Genomic DNA, 17,060 nt, shown 5'->3' on the forward strand with positions numbered 1-17,060 from the left:
AATCGGCCGCCAGGCGACAAGCGGCAGCGGTGATCTCATCTCTCGGCGACCGCCGTGATCGGCCGGGGTGGCACCGCCGACGCCGACATGCTCGACGTCGTGCTTCCCCAGCCGTCGCAGCGGCCAGGACTACCCTCGAAAAATGGCCTCTACCTCGCGCGACGAGCACGGGTCCACGGCGCTCACCGTCGTCGGCGACCTGTGGTCACCGGCGTGCGCGGCGGTCCGGACATTTCTCAGCCGCAACGAAATCGCTTGCCGCTGGAGACAACTCGCCGATCCGGAGGCGCGCCGACTGCTGGCCGATCACGGGTTCGGCGCCGAGGACACGCCCGTCTTGATCGACTCCGCCGGGCGGGCCCTGCGACCGATGGACGAGGCACAGCTGGCGCGATGGGTCGGGTTACACACCGAGCCCAGCTCCGGCGACTACGACCTGATGATCGTCGGCGGCGGCCCGGCAGGTATGGCGGCCGCCGTCTACGGCGCGTCGGAGGGGCTGCGCACCGTCGCGCCGGGCGCCCAGCTCACCGACCGCGAACGGCGTCAGGCGGGCAAGTTCGGCGCCGAGCTGGTGATCAGTTCCCGCGCCGAGCGACTCGACGTCACTCCGAACGGCTTCACCGTGCGATGCACGGGCGGTCTCGAGGTGTCGGCGAAATCGGTGATCATCGCGACCGGCGCCACCTTCCGCACCCTCGACGCACCCGGCATCGACCGGTTCACCGGGCGCGGCGTGTACTACTTCTCGGCGCTCACCGAGGCACCGTTGTGCGCGGGGTCCGTGGTGTACATCGTCGGCGGCGCGAACTCGGCCGGGCAGGCGGCGATCTACTTCGCCGAGGGTGCGGCCCGGGTGATCATGCTGATCCGCGGCTCGTCACCGGCCGCCGAGATGTCGGGTCGGCGAGGGTTCCATGGCCGTGATGCTCGTCCACAAGTACCTGCACGACTGACTCGAGCACCATTGAGCGACCGGTCGGTCGTTCCTACGCTGGTGTCGACCGACCCTCGCCCCGTCGCCGTCCTCCGGGAACTCGACCCCACCGGCCCCCGCCCCGATCTGCGCGCGGCGTTGCTCGAGCCGGCTCAGCGCTGACACACAGCGCTCCCGGCATTCCAATCTGAAATGAAACTGTGCCTGAAAGTGTCGACGTAACCGGCTGCGGACGTCGAGAATTGGTCACGACGGGTCGGCACGGTTCGGCAGCGTCGCGAATATGCTTCGGCAACAGAGGAATTGGTCGATGAACAGGTTGTCCAGATCCAGTGTGGTGGCGTTGGCCGTCGCGGTTGTCGCGGTCGGGACGGCGGTGGCCGGTGTCGCGCGGGCGGAAACGCCTGGCACGCAACCCTGTACCCCGTATACGGCGATTCTGGCGCCGGGGACCTGGGAGACGACGCCGGACGCCGATCCCGAGGTGCCCGTCGGAATGCTGCGGCCGGTCGGTGAGGGCCTGCGACAGCGGTTCGGGCGTGACATCACGGTGCTCTACGTCCCTTATGCCGCAAGCGCTTTCGATCTGGGGTTGAGCTACGCGGAGTCGCTGAGCACCCTGGAATCCCGCTTGGACCGTATGCTGCGCGGCCTGTGCGACTCGACGAGGGTGGTCTTGGCCGGTTACAGCCAGGGCGCGGACGGTGTCGGTGATCTCGCGACCGCGATCGGCCATGGTGACGGTCCCATCGATGCCGATCGAGTGGTCGGTGTCGGGCTGCTCGCCGATCCGCATCGCGATCCGGATACCACGCTCTCTCTGGGTGATCCGCAACCGGGCTACGGTATCGCCGGGGCTCGGGACCGAGATTTCGGCGCGCTGACCGACCGGGTCCGCACTCTGTGCGCCGACGGCGATCTGTACTGTGCCCTCGATTCCGCCACCTCCCCCTTCCTCGCCGTGGTCGGCCGCGTACTCAGTGGTGATCCCGGGCCGATCGCGAACCTCGTTCCCCCTACGGTCGATCCGAACACGCTGATCGCGCAAGCCGTCACGATGGGCGCCGGCTGGACTGCCACCGCGGCGAACCTGCCGACCATCACCGACAACCTGACCCGGCTCCCGGAATTCATCACGGCGGGTGATATCCGCAGTGCGCGCCGGGCCGCGGATGCCCTGAACGCCGCCCTGTCACCCTTGGTCCAGGCCGCCGCGGGTGTGGATCGTGTGCTGGTCGCCGAGGTCGTCCGCGCGGCTGCCGCCGTCGACCCCACCGGACGGACGGCGGCGGTCGGTGTCATCGCCGACGCCCTCGCGCACATCGACCTGCTCGGCATCGCCGACAGAGCGGGCCGAACTCAAGAAACACTCTGGCGTGCGGTCGAATCCCTCGACCGCAACGACCACCTCGGGGCCGCTGCCGAACTGGCGTCCTTGGTCGCCGACGGCGCCGACCTCACCGGCTCCGTGTTCGGCCCGGTCGCCGCGAGCATCCGCGCCGACCTCCACGCGACCACCCGAACCCTGCTGAGCCTCACCGACCCTGCCACCACCGACGAACTCGTCCAACTGGCTCGCCAAGGTGTGGACATGGCCAACTTCTACGCCTCCCGCGCCCACATCGACTACGACGACGACGTCCCCATCCTCCTGAGCTACCTGAGCTCACAGGTCGTTTCGTAGCCTGTGGCGAACACCGACCGTCGCGCCGACTCGACCTGCCCCGAGCCGGCGCGACGGCATCAGATCAGCACGACACCGCGTCTCCGACAGACTTGTCGAGACGCACCCCCAGCACCCTCGACAACTCGCAGACATTGTCGGCACTGGGTGTCACCACACCGCGTTCCCAGCGGCTGATCTGGTTTCCGTCCGCGATTCCGATCCAGTCGGCCAACTCCGCCTGGGTGAATCCGGAGGCCATCCTTGCCGCCCGAATCGCTTTGCCGATCGCCGACATGGTCTCCCCTCTCTCTCGATGCCCTCGGCACGAACCACATCGGCGCGGGTGTCCATCGGCGAACACTCGAACTCCTAATGCGGTCTCGCGCAGCCACATTCGAAAGGTATCGGGGAATCGGCCCGTGAAGGAGGCTGTGACTGCACGGCCACTGACTGTGCACGCACAAACGTACGTGCATTCGGGCGCCGAATCCGGCTATTTCGGAGGGTTGTCCGGATCGGTGGCGCTGCGGCGCCAGTCCCTCGGTGTCATGCCGAACGCCTCGCGGAATCGCCGGGCGAAATGCGCGGCGTCGCGGAAGCCGACGGCACCGGCCACCGCACCGATGGACCGGTGCGCGTAGCCCCTGTCGACCAGCATGTCACGGGCCCGGACCAGACGCTGCTCGATGATCCACTGCTCGAGGCTGATCCCGGACTGGGCGCACACCTTGTACAGATGCCGCACGGAGATGTTGTTGGCGGCGGCGATCGCGGGGATCTTCAAGGTCGAATCGGACAGATGTGTCCGCACGTACCCGAGGATCTGCTCGATCAGCAGCTGCTCCGGGATGGCGGCACCGTCGCCCGGCCCGCGACCGGCCGCCGAGATCAGCAGTGCCCGAACCATTTCCAGACACGACTCGCCCACCGAGGCGGCGGCCGGATCGGTTTCGAGCTGGTCGGCGATCCGCACGAGATGCTGGATCTGTGCAGTGACCATGGGATACAGCGGCGATGCCGCCAGCCGCCCGTGCGCCGCGACGACCGTTTCCGGGGAGATGCCGAGGCGCTCTCTCGACAGCTGCAGGCACAGCGTTCCGCCGAGACCGTGCCAGCCGGAGGCGAATGTGGTCGCCAGGTCGATCACTTCGCACGCGCCGGGTTCGATCAGCGTTTGCGCGCCGAATTGTTCGTGCCTGCGAACCTGCCCGTTCTGGACTGTGACCGTCAACGTGTCGCTCGGCGTCGTCCGCTCATGCCGCCTGGTGCGCCAGACCTGGTGACCGGATACCTCCGAACGGGTGAGCGCGATCGGGCCGAGCATCCAGGCCTGGTGCCTGCTGACCACTTCGGCGGGCGAATCCCACATCCGCAGGTTCGCACCGATATCGGCTTCCTGCAGGATGGCGGTGACCGCCTCCCGCCGGTCCGCCGGCGTGAAGTAGTCGGAATCGATCAGCACTGCCATCGGTGATCTCCACTTCGGATCCTCGCCGGCGGTGGAGACCCTCCCGTCGCCGGCCGCTGCGCGCATCGGGTGGTGGCAATTCGGGCAAAGGTGATTGCACGGGGGCCTGTAGTCGGCGATGCTATCGCGCCGTTGCGAACCCGGAGCCCGATTCGGCAGGGTCACGCAACGGATTTCAGCGCCCGGCGGCGGCGTGTTCCCGTGCGCCGGCGGGCCGCGATGCGAGGATTCGACGTTCGGCGGCGGTCGCCGTCGCAGCCCATTCCGGTCGCAAGGCCGCATAGGTGCATACGTCGCGCCACTGGCCCTGGGTGCGATACAGCTGCCGCAGCCGCGCCTCCGGTGTCAAGCCCACTCCCGCCATCACCGTGTCCATCACGGGATGATCGTGCCGATGCCCCGCCCAGACCCGGTGGATTCCGAGCGGCCCGAAGGCGAATGCCGCCACGAGCCGTCCCGCCTCGATACCGCCCGCGCGCAGCGAGCCCTCCGGAACGACGACCAGACCGCCGATCATCGCGTTGCTGCCGAAATCCTCCACCAGCAGGCCGATGGTGCCGACCATGGTGTCGTCGTCCGGCGCGGTGATCGCCAATGTGTACTTGCGGCGCGGAGTTTCGCCCCGGGAGCGCAGGGCGGCGTCGAACGACGCGGCGGCCGCCTGGACGCCCAGGCTGTCGGTGCCCATGTATCGGGTCAGCTGTGGGTCGGTGAAGATCCGCTGGTAGACATCGAGGTCGTCGGCACGCAGATCGCGCAGTCGCAGCCGCGCGCCGATCAGTTCCACGTTGCGCAGGTCGATGGTCATCGGACTTCCTCCATCGCCCGCACGAGTTCCGGCGAGATCGCTTGGCCCAGCGCGGGTATGAGTTCGTCGAGGTCGATATAGGTTCGCCCCGACGGGATCAGCTCGCCGAGCAGGATGCGTCGAGCCGTGTCCGCCACGAGAGCGCCGCCGAGCATCACGCCGGAGGCGAGCTGGGGCCAGCTGGACAGGCTGCGACCGATCTCACCGATGGCGTCGCGCATCGCCGGGCTCAGCCGTGGTTCGTCGACCATCGCCAGCAGGAGCGACAGCAGTTCGCCGCGATTCATCCGCGCGACATCGGACGAGGTGGATTCACCGATCCGGCCGTGGAACAGCGGGCGGTGGGGTTCGAGATCGAACCGTTCCACGTCGAGCAGGCCCCGATCGTTGGTGTCCATCAGGACCGGGGTTCCTCGGCGCCGCGCGTATTCGCGAGCGGCGACTTTCGCCCACACCGTGTCGCATTCCTCGACCAGCAGATCCAGCGCAGCGGTGCCGTCGGCGCCGTCGAAGAACGGCCCGATCGATTCCTCGGTCAGCCCGGTGGTGAACAGCTCGATGTCGAGGTAGGGGTCGATCTCGAACATCTGGCGTGCCGCCAGCACGGCCTTGGAAACACCGAGATCACTCACCCCGGCCCGCAGCCGGTTCAGGTTCGACAGCCCGAGGCTGTCGAAGTCGGCCAGCCGGAAGGACCCGCCGATTCCTTCCATGGCCAACGTGACGGCCGCGCTGTTGCCCACCGACAGGCCGACCACACCGATCCGCCGCCCGCGCAGGTCGTGCTGCTGTGCCCGGTCGATCTTGTCGCGGTTGCGGTCGGTGCGCAGCCGCTGGAAATGCTCGCGTGGCAGCACATGCACCAGGCGGCCGTTCCACGGATAGAACACCCATGTCCCCCACTGCCACAGCGGCATGCCGCCACTGATTCGGTGACGCGCCGCCGCCAGCGAGTCCGCCGAGTGCGCGACAGCGGGGTCCTCGCTGCGAATCAGTTCGTCGAGCTGATCTTCGATCGTGTCGTGCACCGCGCCGACAGCATCCGATGCCGCCAGCGCTTCCAGGTCACGCAGTCCTTCGCGGCTCGACGCGTCGAACAGCACGGGACGGAATTGCGATGTCGCAGCGCCGGGCGTGAGTACCGCCGGACGCGGGACCGAGCGATGCGGAACCATGTGCGCGCAGACCTCCGATTCTCATGAGGCCGAACGGATATCCGATCGGCCCTGGCTATCAGGACGCGCAAAGGATACCGACAGCACACTTTCAGCAAACGCATCTCGGATCCCTCGGCATGGCGCGGTCACGCCTGGGCCGAATTCGGGCATTCCGTACCGAACTCGCATGGGCTCCGTGCGACCGCCGCGGCGCCTGGTGAGGCGGGCGATCCGGCGCCCACCGGCTCCATTGACCGCACCGCGCCGCGCTCCCCGCGGTCACCTGGCCCCTATCGCTCACGCATCGGAAAACATAGCGGTCCAGAATGCGGAACGGCCGAATCCGGGTAACGCACGTTGACGGTTCAGGAGACAGCATCGAGATGGCTACCCGCGAGTTCACTACCGAGCCGATGCGGTGGCCGATGCCAGTTGGGCCGCCACCCCGACAGCGCGTCCCGCCTGATGGCGGGCGGCGGCCAATGCGAACTCCGTTGGTGGGTTGCCGAAGCCGGCGACGTGTCCGGCGCCGTGGGGGTTGCCGGACCGCATCTGTTCGGCGACAGGCACCGGCGCGGTGAAGCCGGGCGGCACGATGATCCCGCCCCAGTGGGTGAAGATCGTCGTGAAGGAGGCAAGGGTGGTCTCCTGGCCGCCGTGCGTGCTCGCGCTGGAGACGAAGGCTCCGTACACCTTGTCGGCCAGTCGGCCGGTCCGCCAGAGGTCGCCGGTGCCGTCGATGAACGTCTTGAGCCCCGCGGCGATCGTGCCGTAGTGGCTGGGCGTCCCGAACAGGACGACATCGGCCCATTCCAGGTCGGTGTTGCCTGCCGCGTCCGCCGGGAGCAAGCGCACCTGGGCGCCTGCACCGACAGCGCCTTCGGCTGCGGCTTCTGCCAGCCCCTTGATGCTCCCGGTGCGGCTGTAGTAGATCACTGCGACGTTGATCATCGGTACTCCTGTGTTCGAGCGATGGCCGTCATCGGTAGTGACGGCCTCTCGATGCTGCGGCGCGGCCGGGCGGCGTGACCAATACCAACTAGGTCGGCAGCGATACCGCAGCGGTATCGACGGTGGTGGTGGCTGGTTACGATGCGCTGGTGGAGACCCGGGAGTTGCGCTACTTCGTCGCCGTCGCGGAGGAGTTGCACTTCGGGCGGGCGGCGCGGCGGCTCGCGATCGCGCAACCGCCGCTGTCGCGGGCGATCCAGCGGCTCGAACGGCGGCTGGGAACGGTTCTTTTGCGGCGCTCCGCTCGCGCGGTCGCGTTGACCGAGGCCGGGTCGGTGCTGCTGCGGGAGGCCAGGGTCGCGCTCGACGCGGTCGACGCCGCCGAGCGCCGTACTCGCCGGGCCGCTGCCGATCGCCCGGGTGTGGTGCTGGCCGCCAAGGCGGGTGCGTCGAGCGAACTGTTGTCGAGGCTGTTGGAGGTGTACGCCGCCGAGGTCGGCGCTGTGCCTGTCGAGGTGGTGCTGTGCGGGCCCGGTGAACCGGAAACATTGCTGCGCAACGGGTCTGCCGATGTCGCTCTGCTGCATCGGCCGTACGACTCGACGGCTGGGTTCGACGCCGAGGATCTGCATACCGAGCCGCAGGTCGTTGTGCTGCCCGCGGGGCACTCCACGGGCGGCCGGTCCCACCTGTCGATGGCAGAGATCGGTGCACTGTCGGATCTGCCCTTGCCGCGCTGGCTTCGGCGCGATGGAAGTTTCCCGGACGGCCGCGGCCCTGAGGTTCGCAATTACAGCCAGCTGTTGCAGCTGATCGCGCTGGGGCGGGCTTGCGCGGTTGTACCCGAGTCGCTTCGGGCTCAGCTGAGCGACGCGTTCGCGGTCGTGCCGGTGCCGGATGCACCGCCAGTGACGACGGTCATCTGCTGGCCGCCGCACAGCAGATCCAAGACTGTCGCCGACCTCGTCTGTATCGCGACAGAGCTGCGATCGTAAGTGGCCACCCTCGGGATACGAAAAAAGCAGGCCCTCACCGAAAAGGTGCTGACCTGCTCATTCTGTGGTCCTAGCTGGTTTCGAACCGGCAGACGCCAGGAGACCGACCCCGCTCCCACCTCGAACAACCGGCATCTACCTGGAACTTTGCCCTGCCATCGCGATCGCGATCGCGATCGCGGAGATGTACGCACCGATAGGCAACATTGGGCTGCACTATTGCACGTATGTTGCACGACGAACTACTCGGGCAAAGTATGGTCGAACGACCGACGTCGAGCGAACTACGGCAGCAGCCCTTCGGAACTAGCGTCCTGAGCCTCAGGCAGCACCGCAAGACCGAACTCAGTCCTCGCAGCAGCGACGAATGCGTCCTGCGCGGCCCATAGCTCCTTGAACAGCTCCGATGGAATATCGCTGGCGGCCGACGTCCCCCTCGCCGCGGCGACCTGCCGCGCGGCGGTGAGCACACGCAAGCTGGCACTCGCGGCTTCCATCGATTCGTAGGTCAGTCTGGTGGAGACCCAAGCCGACTCGAGTCGCTCCTTGTATGGGCGTCCCGCTTCGTCGAAGAACGGCATGAGCTGGCCGGTGTGCCACGGATGCGGCACAGCCGTGATGTGCGCCGCCGGATCAACGGCGAACGCGACATACTGTCGGTACGCGGTAACGAATTCGTTGTAGGTCCGCAGACGGATCTCCCGCCACTCACGCTGATGCTCACGACGCCACTGCCGGTCGTGATTCCGGATGGTCAACCATCCGCCGAGCAGAACCCCAGCCAAAACCGCTAGAGCCGAGATCGCATTACCAGCCACACTCACCCTCCCCAAAGCCCTGCCGCCGAATGACGAGTGCCGTACTTGCGAGGCTACCGGACCGCACCCCGCAAGCCTAGATGTCGAATCTTGTTGAACGTCAACCAATCTCGATAGACACAGCAAGACGCCGTGTCGGGAGACGTGGCCGTGGCTCACAAAGTGGTTAGCGCCGACCGTGATCACGGTCGAATCGAGGACTGTATTCGGTTGTTGTAGAGACACTTTCAGCAGAAGTGATCGATGTTTGTCGGTGGCCAAGAGCACACTGGCATCGATCAGACGCGGCCGACGAAAGCATTCGTTGTTGCCGAGGTTAGACAAGGGGATCGAGATGTCGAATAGGCCGTGGCTGGAGCGGACGATGCTGCTCGGGGGATCGCGGACAGGCGAATCTCGGACCAGCGCCCGGTACGGTCCGTTGCGGGTGTGTCTGCCCTACGAGGGGGTCTCGAACAAGCCCTGGATCAGGGCAGTCGTAGGCAAGGGGGCGCCGATCAAGTCGGCCACCAACGCTGGCGTCCGGGTGTGGGAGCTCAGCGCCAACCATCTGCTGCCGTTGGCAGCGGCAATGGCTGATCGCTACGGCGAGATCGAGATGCGTATCCAGGTCTCACCGGCGATGGAATGCAGCCACAGCTGCCAAACCGCCGACGCGGAAACGGTCTGGAAATGCGTCTGCATCTGTGCCGGCCAACACCACGGCGGCGAAGGCGTATACGACGACTGGTTCGCCGTCGGCCGGTTCCGTCTCAACCGCCTGACGGAGGAGATACACGTCCAACACATACAGATCAGCCGGGACCAGATCCCCTTCCCGTCGACGATCCCGCGGACCGCCCTTGCTAGAGCCTTGCCCATACCCCGTACTTCGGGCACTGTCCGTCGCCACAACCCCACCCCGCCGCCTCTCGTTCCTCCCATGGTGCGACAGCAACCACCACAGGTACCCCTGCTGTCGCCCGCATCCCAGCCATCTGACCTCGGACACGCCCCCACAAAGAACAGGCCTCACACCGATCCCGAACCGCCTCGATCCGTCGCGTGCCAGCCACGAACACCCGCCCATACCGGAATGCTGGTCGCCGCCGCTGCGGTATTCGCCGCGCTTGGTATCGGGGTCTGGCTACTGCTGACCCCCGACGACCGGGCAGATGCACCGGCCGAAACCGGCCGTACGGCGACCGTCGAGCAGGAGGATCCCTACCCCTCGCCGGAGGTCGCCGACAATCCTGAACAGGCCCCCACATCCCCAGCTCCGGCGCCAGCGCCGGTGACGAAGGCGGCCCCCCACGGGTGCTACCCATTCCAACAGAACTGCTGAATCCGCAGGTGCGTTCGCCCCGATATGCCGCCAGCCCCGACAGGCGCCTTGTTCGAGCGACATAGGCTCTCATTCAAAGGCACTCCACCAGTCGGGTTGTGTTGAAGCGCGCACTTCCCTCATTCAACGGTTTTCTTCGTCATGGGCCGAAACTACTGCCCACATGTGCGGTTAGCGGCGATCACCAGTACCAGCGCACAATCTGGCATCACAGCAACCCACCAGTGTTGAACCCGGGTGTGAGCACCCTGTCGAGAGCAGCTCGAATCCGGGGAATCTCGGCGCTACCGGTGGTGGGTAGGCGCAGCAGCGGGATGCGGTACTTGACGCATATTTTGTTCTTCAACGCGTCGCGGGCCAGCTGAACCGGGTCGTTCTCATGGTGTTCGAACCCGTCGACCTCGATCGCACAGACCCATCGGCGGGTGACACGATTGAATACGACAAAATCGAAGCTTGCGCGATTGTTCACGTACCGCGCCTCGGCGACCGTCAGCCTGGTGGTGTCGGGCAGCAGATTTCGGACCAGCACTTCCGCCTGGACGCCTAGACCCAGGTAATTCTCTTCCCGTACAAGCTCTTCCAGCACCGTGGCGATGATGTCCTGGGACAGGAATCGGGAACGTCGCCGGATCCGGGACATGAGCGGACGCAGCCGCGCAGAGTAGTCCCGGTAGAGCAGATCGAACACCGAGACGATCGAGCTGTCGAAAACCGCGCTGCTCGGGTTCCGGTAGCCGATGTAGCCGATGAGGTCGCGCAGATTGCGGCTGCGTGGAAGCATGTCATGGTTGGTGACGAGCACGAAGCGCCTTTTCGCCCGGGAGACAGCCACATTGACCTTCTGCGGATCGTCGAGGAACCCGAGCCCGTACTTGTCATCGGGGTTCGACGATGTCTCGTCGAGCACCGTCGTCATCACGATCACGTCCTTCTCTCGTCCTTGGAACCGGTGGATCGTGTCGGCCTCGACCGCGTCCACCAGCGCGTCGGTCACCTTGCTGACTTGCTTACGGTAGGGCGTGGTGACGCCGATGTCCGTCGCCGCGAAGCCCGCACAGTACTTCGGGAGGATCTCGCGTTCGATCACATCGATTTCTCGCTGGTTGGACCGGCTTCCGGCCGTGTGGCGGCGCATGTGATTGCCTTCGACGGTCCGTGCGACAATCATCGATTCCCAGCCGGGAACTCTGGTGGTGAAGGTGATCAGTTCGTCGTCGTAGAACTTTCTGTTGCAGAATTCGATGATGTCGGGGTCACAGCGGTAGTGCTCGCGAAGCATGGTGCGCGGCAGCGCGTCTGCGTACAGCTCGATAAACGCGGACAGGATGCTGTGCCGGTGAAAGTCGTACACCGGGTGTGGTGGCGGCGGACAATCCTCGGGCTGGATACCAGGAATATGGGCCAGCTGTTTCAGATCCCCCACTACAATCACGTTCTTGCAGCAGGCGAGCACGTTCGCGGCTTCGAGCAAATTCACCTGTGAGGCTTCGTCGATGATGAGGTAGTCGAGCATCCGGCCGGGCCCGATGCTGCGCTGCAGGGAATGGCATGTGCTGAGGATCACCGGATAGTCGCGGCTGAACGTCTGCCATTCGCGCACATAGTTGTGGTTGTAGGTACTTGGCCGGCGCTGGGCGTAGCGGCGCCGTAAGCTGTCGGTGAGCCACAGCAGAGACAACTCACGGTGTTGATCGGTCAACTCATCGAACTTCGCCGAGCTCAATGTGTCGGCGAGCCGCACGATCTCGGCGTCGAGGTCGTCGATCCTCTTGTCGAAGTAGAGTCGTTGCAGGCGCAGGACGACCTCGACATCGCTGGCATCGACCGCCCGCATCGATCGGTACCTGATCCATTGCGTGATCCTGTCGAGGACTTCGGGTAACGCACCCGGCAGTGCCAACTCGGGATCGGTGTCGGCGATGTAGTCCAGGATTTTGTCCGCAGGCCATCGCAACACCGGCAACAACTGCGGATCTGGCAGCGATTGCCGATCGAAATGGGTCATGAAGTGTTCGCGTTCGAGCGCGTAGCCGTCGCGTTCGGATCGCCGTTGGGCGAGCTCACCTTGCGTGGCCTGGAGGCGGCGTAACCGCCGATCAAGGGTGGCGATCTCTGTGGCTGAGCCGACCTCGACCCTGTCGGTCGCGACAAGTCGTGCGACGAGGCTGTTCCGGTTTGCCTGTGACGGTGTGCTGAGGAATTCTCGCCGCTTCTCTGAGCGGCCCAGATTCGCTGCGACATAGCCGATCCCGACGTCATCGAGCTTCTCCCGCACGTTCTCGATTGCGGCGTTGTTCGAGGACACGACCGCCACGGTCTTCGATTCGTCGAGCAGAATATTGGCGATCAAGTTGAGGATGGTCTGCGTCTTGCCGGTGCCGGGCGGGCCATCGACCGCCGAGATCGGGAAGCGCAGCGCGTTGTCGATTGCCTCCCGCTGGCTGACATTGGTGTGGAACGGGTAGATGCGCGGCGCGGGCCCGTCTTTGCGCTGGTCCACGCGGGTACCGGTGAGAAACCGCTGCAGCACGCTGTCCGGGTGGAGGAAGGTGAGCTTTTCGAGCCCCTCCCGCAGGAGGCGGCCCTCTGCGGGCAGTAGTCCCGCAAGTTCGCGCCAGTACTGCAGTACTGCAGCCGATTCCGGATTCGCGGCGCCGTTGCGGATGATCTCGACCTCGCTGGTCGGGCAGGCACGCAAAGTCCCAGCCTGGGTGAAGATGTGCCACCAGCCACCGTCTGGGGTGTTGAAATGGTAAGCGCCACCCGAACTGTCGCAGATCACGCCATCGACGAGGATCTCAGTCTGTGGGTCCGGTGACAGTTGTCGCGGGCGGCCCGCGAGGTAGACCCGGTCCCGACCGTAGCGATAGGTGCCCCCGCGTGCGTAATTGACATGGACCAGATTGCCCTCTATCTGATAGCCCGCAATTTCGACGGTCTTGTTCTTGACGGAACTCCCGTCCCGCTCTCGGACGATCACCGCGATTTCACGTGCGTTGATCGTCACCTAGACCACCAGGATCAACAGGATCAGCAGGCCGAGGATCGCCAGCCCGAACACCACCCAATCCCAACGCACCGACGCCCTCCGGCGTCCCGGATGGTTCACCGGCGGGGGCCACTGGGCGGGTAACCGTGGCTGTGGTGGCCTTGGAGGGGGCGGAAGAGCTGGTCGATGCGGTGGCGGACGGAGCCCCGGGGCGGTCGCCGACGGTCCGGATGGAGTGGCAGGCGCCGACCGTACAGCGGGAGTGGCGGGGGCTGGACGCACGGGCCGCGACGCCCGTGTCTGCGGTGGTGAAGTGTCCGGTCTGCGCACCCTCGGCGGAGCGGCCGATGGCGAGGAGGGTCGTACCGGAGCCGCTGGGGGACGCGCCCTCATGGCCGGGTTCTCGTACAACCTGCTCAACTCCGCTTGCATGCGCGTCTGTGCCGCTGAACGATCTGTGGGCGGCACGACCGTTGTGACTCGTGCCGATGACGGATTCTGTTGCACGACTGGGGTCTTCGGTGCGCTGGTAGGTCTGGGTAGTATCCGTACAACGCGCGGTGGCGGGGATTTCAGCGCGACGATCTGTTGATCCGTGAGATTTCGTAGTAGGCCAACCCGCACAAGTTCGATCTGAGGGACAGACACGCCCTTGTTCATGTAAGTCACGACGGTGCCGGTGATCGCGACCTGCCAGCCTTTCAGCTTCGGCAGGAGGCGTTTCCCATGCTTGCTGAGCGCACCGTACTTGTCGAAGAGCTGTCCTGCGACGTCGTCGTGAGCGACGATGGTGAAATCGCCCCGCCGATAGTCACCGAGGTTGATCAACGCCACATCGCGGCCCTCGAATCCCTTGTTGACAATGCCGAACTGGATTCTCCCGTAGACCGTGATGGTTTCACCCGCGCGGCGCAGCAGCTCATCACGTTCCCCGCCTGCCACGATCTGACCGAGCGCCAGTTCGAAATCACCCGCGGTCGGTGCGCCCGCCCCGGTTCCCGCCAAAACAGCTTCGACATAGTCGTAGTCGGTGCGACAGGCCCGCTGCAGCCGAGCGGCAGCATCGGCGACACCGCTGATGCGGGCGAGTGCCGCGAACACTGGTGAGTTCTCTGGGTCGACGAAGTCGCGCGCGGTGAAGATCAGGTTCTCACCGGTACCGCCGAAGTCATCCCACAGCGACGGCTGGTGCCGCATCGCACGCAGCGACACATCGATGACCGCGGCCGCGAAAGTATCGATGCCGCTGTCGAAACGGCCACCACGACCAGGATGCTGATAGTTGCGATGACCTTGTTCGATAGCGGGCAACCCGGTACCGGCGAACGTATCGATATACATACCGTCGTAGTCGATCAGGGTGATCGAAAGGTCCTGGCCGACAAGGATGTTCCCGTGCTGGAGATCGCCGTGTGCGGCGCCCGCGGCCCGCAACGCGACCACCGCGTCCGCGATCGCGACGCGTACCTTCTCTATAGCGACGGGATCCTGGTCGCCCTCGATCCAGTCCTCCACCCACACGCCGAGCATCTCGCCGGTCGACCACCGCATACGCACGGTCGGAAAACCGGTGCCGTTCACCATGACCCCATCGGCCTGGTACACCGCGTCGATCAGGAACGTCAGATTGGGGTGGCCGGCGACGAACCGGTGAATGTGCTCGTAGCGGTCGCGCAGTCGGCGCTCATCGTGGCCTTGCTTGTGGAAGCAGCGCACCGCGAAGCGTTGCTTCGAAGCGCTGTCGATAGCGAACGTCGCTGCGAATCCACCCGAGGCAACCGACGGCATGCCCTGTGCGTTGCGCACGGGCTCACCGGTTCGGAGCAGGTCGACGTTACGGAAAGCGATCGGTGGATTAGCCACGGCGCTTTGGTAATTCAGCAGGCTCGGCAATCTCATAGTTGCACCGTGCAGATCGTCGTGTCGTCGTTGTCCATGCCCGCGCGGCGCGCGTGCGCCACCCACGTCCGGAACTCGTCGTCGTTACCGGGGATCGTGGCCACGTCGATGGGCGCGCCACCGCGATGCAGTTCCAGCAGGTACTTGGCCAGACCGTCGGAGGCGAGTACGAGGTGATCACCACCCACGTAGCCGTCGCCGTGCTCCCAGAGCGCTGCTCGATGGGAGGCGTCCCCGGTGTGGGTGGTGATCAAGGCCGGGGTGCGACCGAACTGGAGCGGATGATCGAGTGGACCCGCTGCGATCACCTCCCTGTCACGTAGGTGCAGCAGACACGCGTCGCCGATCCCGATGGCTCGGTACCGCTGCTGCGCCACGTCGACATCCACCCCGATGAATGTCGCCGCGCCACCCAGCCGCAGCTTCTCCTGCGCATACCAGGGAAGGCCCGCTGTGTCGACCCGTTCCCGCCACTGCGACCTGAGCGCATCCAGCACGCCGAGTTCCAAGATGTCCAGGCCATCAATCGCGTAGGCGGCTACGAGCAGCTCCGCCCACTCCTCAGCGCGCGCGGTGGTCGATGCGCCGTCGGCGAGCGCGAAACGCGACCCGGTGCCCCCGATCGCGCGATCATCGTTCTCGTCCGGGTCACGCCCTTCCTTATGCCGGGTAGCCAGGCGCGCCACTGGAGCGCTTGTCATCGCACCCTCTGTGCCCGAACGGGTTTCCGGGTCGATCACCAGGTCGGCTCATCGCCGTCAGCGCGGGCACTCCCGTCGTTGTCACCATCGGCCGCATCGTCACCGTCATCCGAAGCCGCGTCATCGGCGGTCGGGCTCATGAGATCCTTCAGCCCGGTCGGAGTGACCGCTCGAGTACCGATGTCGAGGAAGTCGATCACCATCGTGACATCAGCGTTGTAAAGGAATCCACGTGATTCCGTACGCACCGGATAGCCCAGTGAAGCGGAGGCTTCCAGCATCGACGGTGGCAAAAGGCTCGAAGCTTCGAAGAGCCGTTGAGCGTTCGGGTCACTCAAACCCGCCGCGGTGTCCGGGAAGGTCACCGCCTGCCCGCCGAAGGCAGACAAATGGAGGTTGAACACCAGGGCCGCACCATCGTCGGTGGACAGGCCGCGGATTCGGTTGGCCGCGTCGCGCGGGTCGCCATCGGTACTGGCACCGTCGGTCACATTGATCACGATCGGCGGGAAACTCGACGGATGTTTCGCGCACCACGACGCGATCACCGGTTCGGCATAGGTCAGTGCCGACACCATGGGTGTAGCGCCGTCCGACAGCGGATCGACCCATACCGGCATCTGCTGGTCGACCGCGACGACGCCGCCCGCACCGTCTGGCACTCGGCGGGTTACCGCATCGACGCGGCACGGATTCTCGGCCAGTTCCTTGACCGGCAACACTGGCCGGTCGGCGTCGGCACCATGCAGGATCGGCCCGATCTTCGCGCCATATCCCACCACCCCGACCTCAAAGTAGTTGTAGATCCGCTCGCCGCCGCGACTGCACAGCAGCACGGCGTTGCCGAGCAGGTTGTTCACCGCCTGCGCCAGCACATCAGCCTTCGTGCCCTGCCCCTGCCCGGCGGGCTCCGACATCGAGAACGACTGGTCCACCAGCAACATCAACAACGCCGGCTGCTTGCGATTGATCTCCGCTGAGTACACGACTCCCCATTTCATGAACACAGATCGCTGATTGCGCCATCTCGCACGCGCCTCGGACTCGAAAGAGATTGTAGCCGTTTAAGTTCCATTGCGATGGTCTCGTCGCGGAGGTCGTTCGTATGTCCCGATGGGGATCAACTGTGTGGTTGTCGGCCGACCGCATCGAGCGGAACGTGCCTGGCTACCCGCTCGAACGGACCCAGCGGCCACCTCGACAACCGCATCGACCCTTAGCCGAAGGACATCAACTGAGCACAGCGACTTCTCGCAGACCCACAGAGGATCCGCCACAGGGGCCCAGAGTCGGTACAGTCGACGAGCGACGAGGGGTCCGGCTAACAAATCAGACGAACCGAGG

The 17,060-nt window shown here is 65.5% G+C and carries 14 protein-coding genes; 4 read left to right on the top strand and 10 right to left on the bottom strand.

Going from position 1 to position 17,060, the window contains the following annotated elements; all coding sequences use genetic code 11:
* Positions 1-142: 142 nt before the first annotated feature.
* Both AB0I35_RS05880 and AB0I35_RS05885 read left to right on the top strand, forming a co-directional pair.
* Positions 143-1,099, top strand: a complete 957-nt coding sequence (locus AB0I35_RS05880) for an NAD(P)-binding domain-containing protein (protein ID WP_357394620.1) — start codon at positions 143-145, stop codon at positions 1,097-1,099.
* Positions 1,100-1,247: 148 nt separating this feature from the next.
* A complete protein-coding gene (locus AB0I35_RS05885; protein ID WP_357394622.1) occupies positions 1,248-2,621 on the top strand; it encodes a cutinase family protein in 1,374 nt (457 codons plus the stop codon).
* Between the two features lie 64 nt (positions 2,622-2,685).
* On the opposite strand, the gene AB0I35_RS05890 is transcribed toward AB0I35_RS05885, so the two are convergent.
* The 5 genes from AB0I35_RS05890 to AB0I35_RS05910 all read right to left on the bottom strand — a co-directional run bounded on the left by AB0I35_RS05890 (position 2,686) and on the right by AB0I35_RS05910 (position 6,987).
* A complete protein-coding gene (locus tag AB0I35_RS05890) occupies positions 2,686-2,898 on the bottom strand; it encodes a helix-turn-helix transcriptional regulator (RefSeq protein ID WP_067492902.1) in 213 nt (70 codons plus the stop codon).
* Between the two features lie 198 nt (positions 2,899-3,096).
* Entirely contained in the window at positions 3,097-4,071 is a 975-nt protein-coding gene (locus AB0I35_RS05895; RefSeq protein WP_357145768.1) for a helix-turn-helix domain-containing protein, read from the bottom strand.
* A gap of 175 nt (positions 4,072-4,246) precedes the next feature.
* Positions 4,247-4,879 (bottom strand): GNAT family protein, encoded by a 633-nt coding sequence (locus AB0I35_RS05900; RefSeq protein WP_357394624.1) that lies wholly within the window; start codon positions 4,877-4,879, stop codon positions 4,247-4,249.
* A complete protein-coding gene (locus AB0I35_RS05905) occupies positions 4,876-6,054 on the bottom strand; it encodes a ThiF family adenylyltransferase (RefSeq protein WP_357394626.1) in 1,179 nt (392 codons plus the stop codon). Before AB0I35_RS05905 ends, AB0I35_RS05900 begins: the two co-directional genes overlap by 4 nt.
* A gap of 384 nt (positions 6,055-6,438) precedes the next feature.
* Positions 6,439-6,987 carry an NAD(P)H-dependent oxidoreductase gene (locus tag AB0I35_RS05910; protein WP_357394628.1) on the bottom strand — a complete coding sequence of 183 codons (549 nt, stop codon included), beginning with the start codon at positions 6,985-6,987 and terminating at the stop codon, positions 6,439-6,441.
* A gap of 128 nt (positions 6,988-7,115) precedes the next feature.
* On the opposite strand from AB0I35_RS05910, the gene AB0I35_RS05915 reads away from it, so the two are divergent.
* A complete protein-coding gene (locus AB0I35_RS05915; protein ID WP_357394629.1) occupies positions 7,116-7,982 on the top strand; it encodes a LysR family transcriptional regulator in 867 nt (288 codons plus the stop codon).
* Positions 7,983-8,266: 284 nt separating this feature from the next.
* On the opposite strand, the gene AB0I35_RS05920 is transcribed toward AB0I35_RS05915, so the two are convergent.
* Entirely contained in the window at positions 8,267-8,800 is a 534-nt protein-coding gene (locus AB0I35_RS05920; RefSeq protein WP_357394630.1) for a hypothetical protein, read from the bottom strand.
* Positions 8,801-9,053: 253 nt separating this feature from the next.
* On the opposite strand from AB0I35_RS05920, the gene AB0I35_RS05925 reads away from it, so the two are divergent.
* Complete coding sequence (locus AB0I35_RS05925) at positions 9,054-10,124, top strand: hypothetical protein (RefSeq protein WP_357394631.1); 1,071 nt, start codon at positions 9,054-9,056, stop codon at positions 10,122-10,124.
* 208 nt (positions 10,125-10,332) lie between these two features.
* Here AB0I35_RS05925 and AB0I35_RS05930 read toward each other — a convergent pair whose 3' ends face one another.
* Genes AB0I35_RS05930 through AB0I35_RS05945 form a run of 4 tightly spaced genes read right to left on the bottom strand, consistent with a single transcriptional unit; the run spans position 10,333 to position 16,717 of the window.
* Positions 10,333-13,134 carry an AAA domain-containing protein gene (locus AB0I35_RS05930; RefSeq protein ID WP_357394633.1) on the bottom strand — a complete coding sequence of 934 codons (2,802 nt, stop codon included), beginning with the start codon at positions 13,132-13,134 and terminating at the stop codon, positions 10,333-10,335.
* Entirely contained in the window at positions 13,135-15,015 is a 1,881-nt protein-coding gene (locus tag AB0I35_RS05935) for a hypothetical protein (protein ID WP_357394634.1), read from the bottom strand.
* The gene (locus AB0I35_RS05940) at positions 15,012-15,716 is read right to left on the bottom strand and encodes a hypothetical protein (RefSeq protein ID WP_357394635.1); all 705 of its coding nucleotides are present in this window, start codon (positions 15,714-15,716) and stop codon (positions 15,012-15,014) included. Before AB0I35_RS05940 ends, AB0I35_RS05935 begins: the two co-directional genes overlap by 4 nt.
* Positions 15,717-15,751: 35 nt before the next feature.
* Positions 15,752-16,717: a vWA domain-containing protein gene (locus AB0I35_RS05945; RefSeq protein ID WP_357394636.1), complete on the bottom strand. Its 966-nt coding sequence runs from the start codon at positions 16,715-16,717 to the stop codon at positions 15,752-15,754.
* Positions 16,718-17,060 lie beyond the last annotated feature (343 nt).

It is taken from the genome of Nocardia sp. NPDC050378 (assembly GCF_040655675.1).
In the GTDB taxonomy this organism is placed as follows: domain Bacteria; phylum Actinomycetota; class Actinomycetes; order Mycobacteriales; family Mycobacteriaceae; genus Nocardia; species Nocardia coubleae.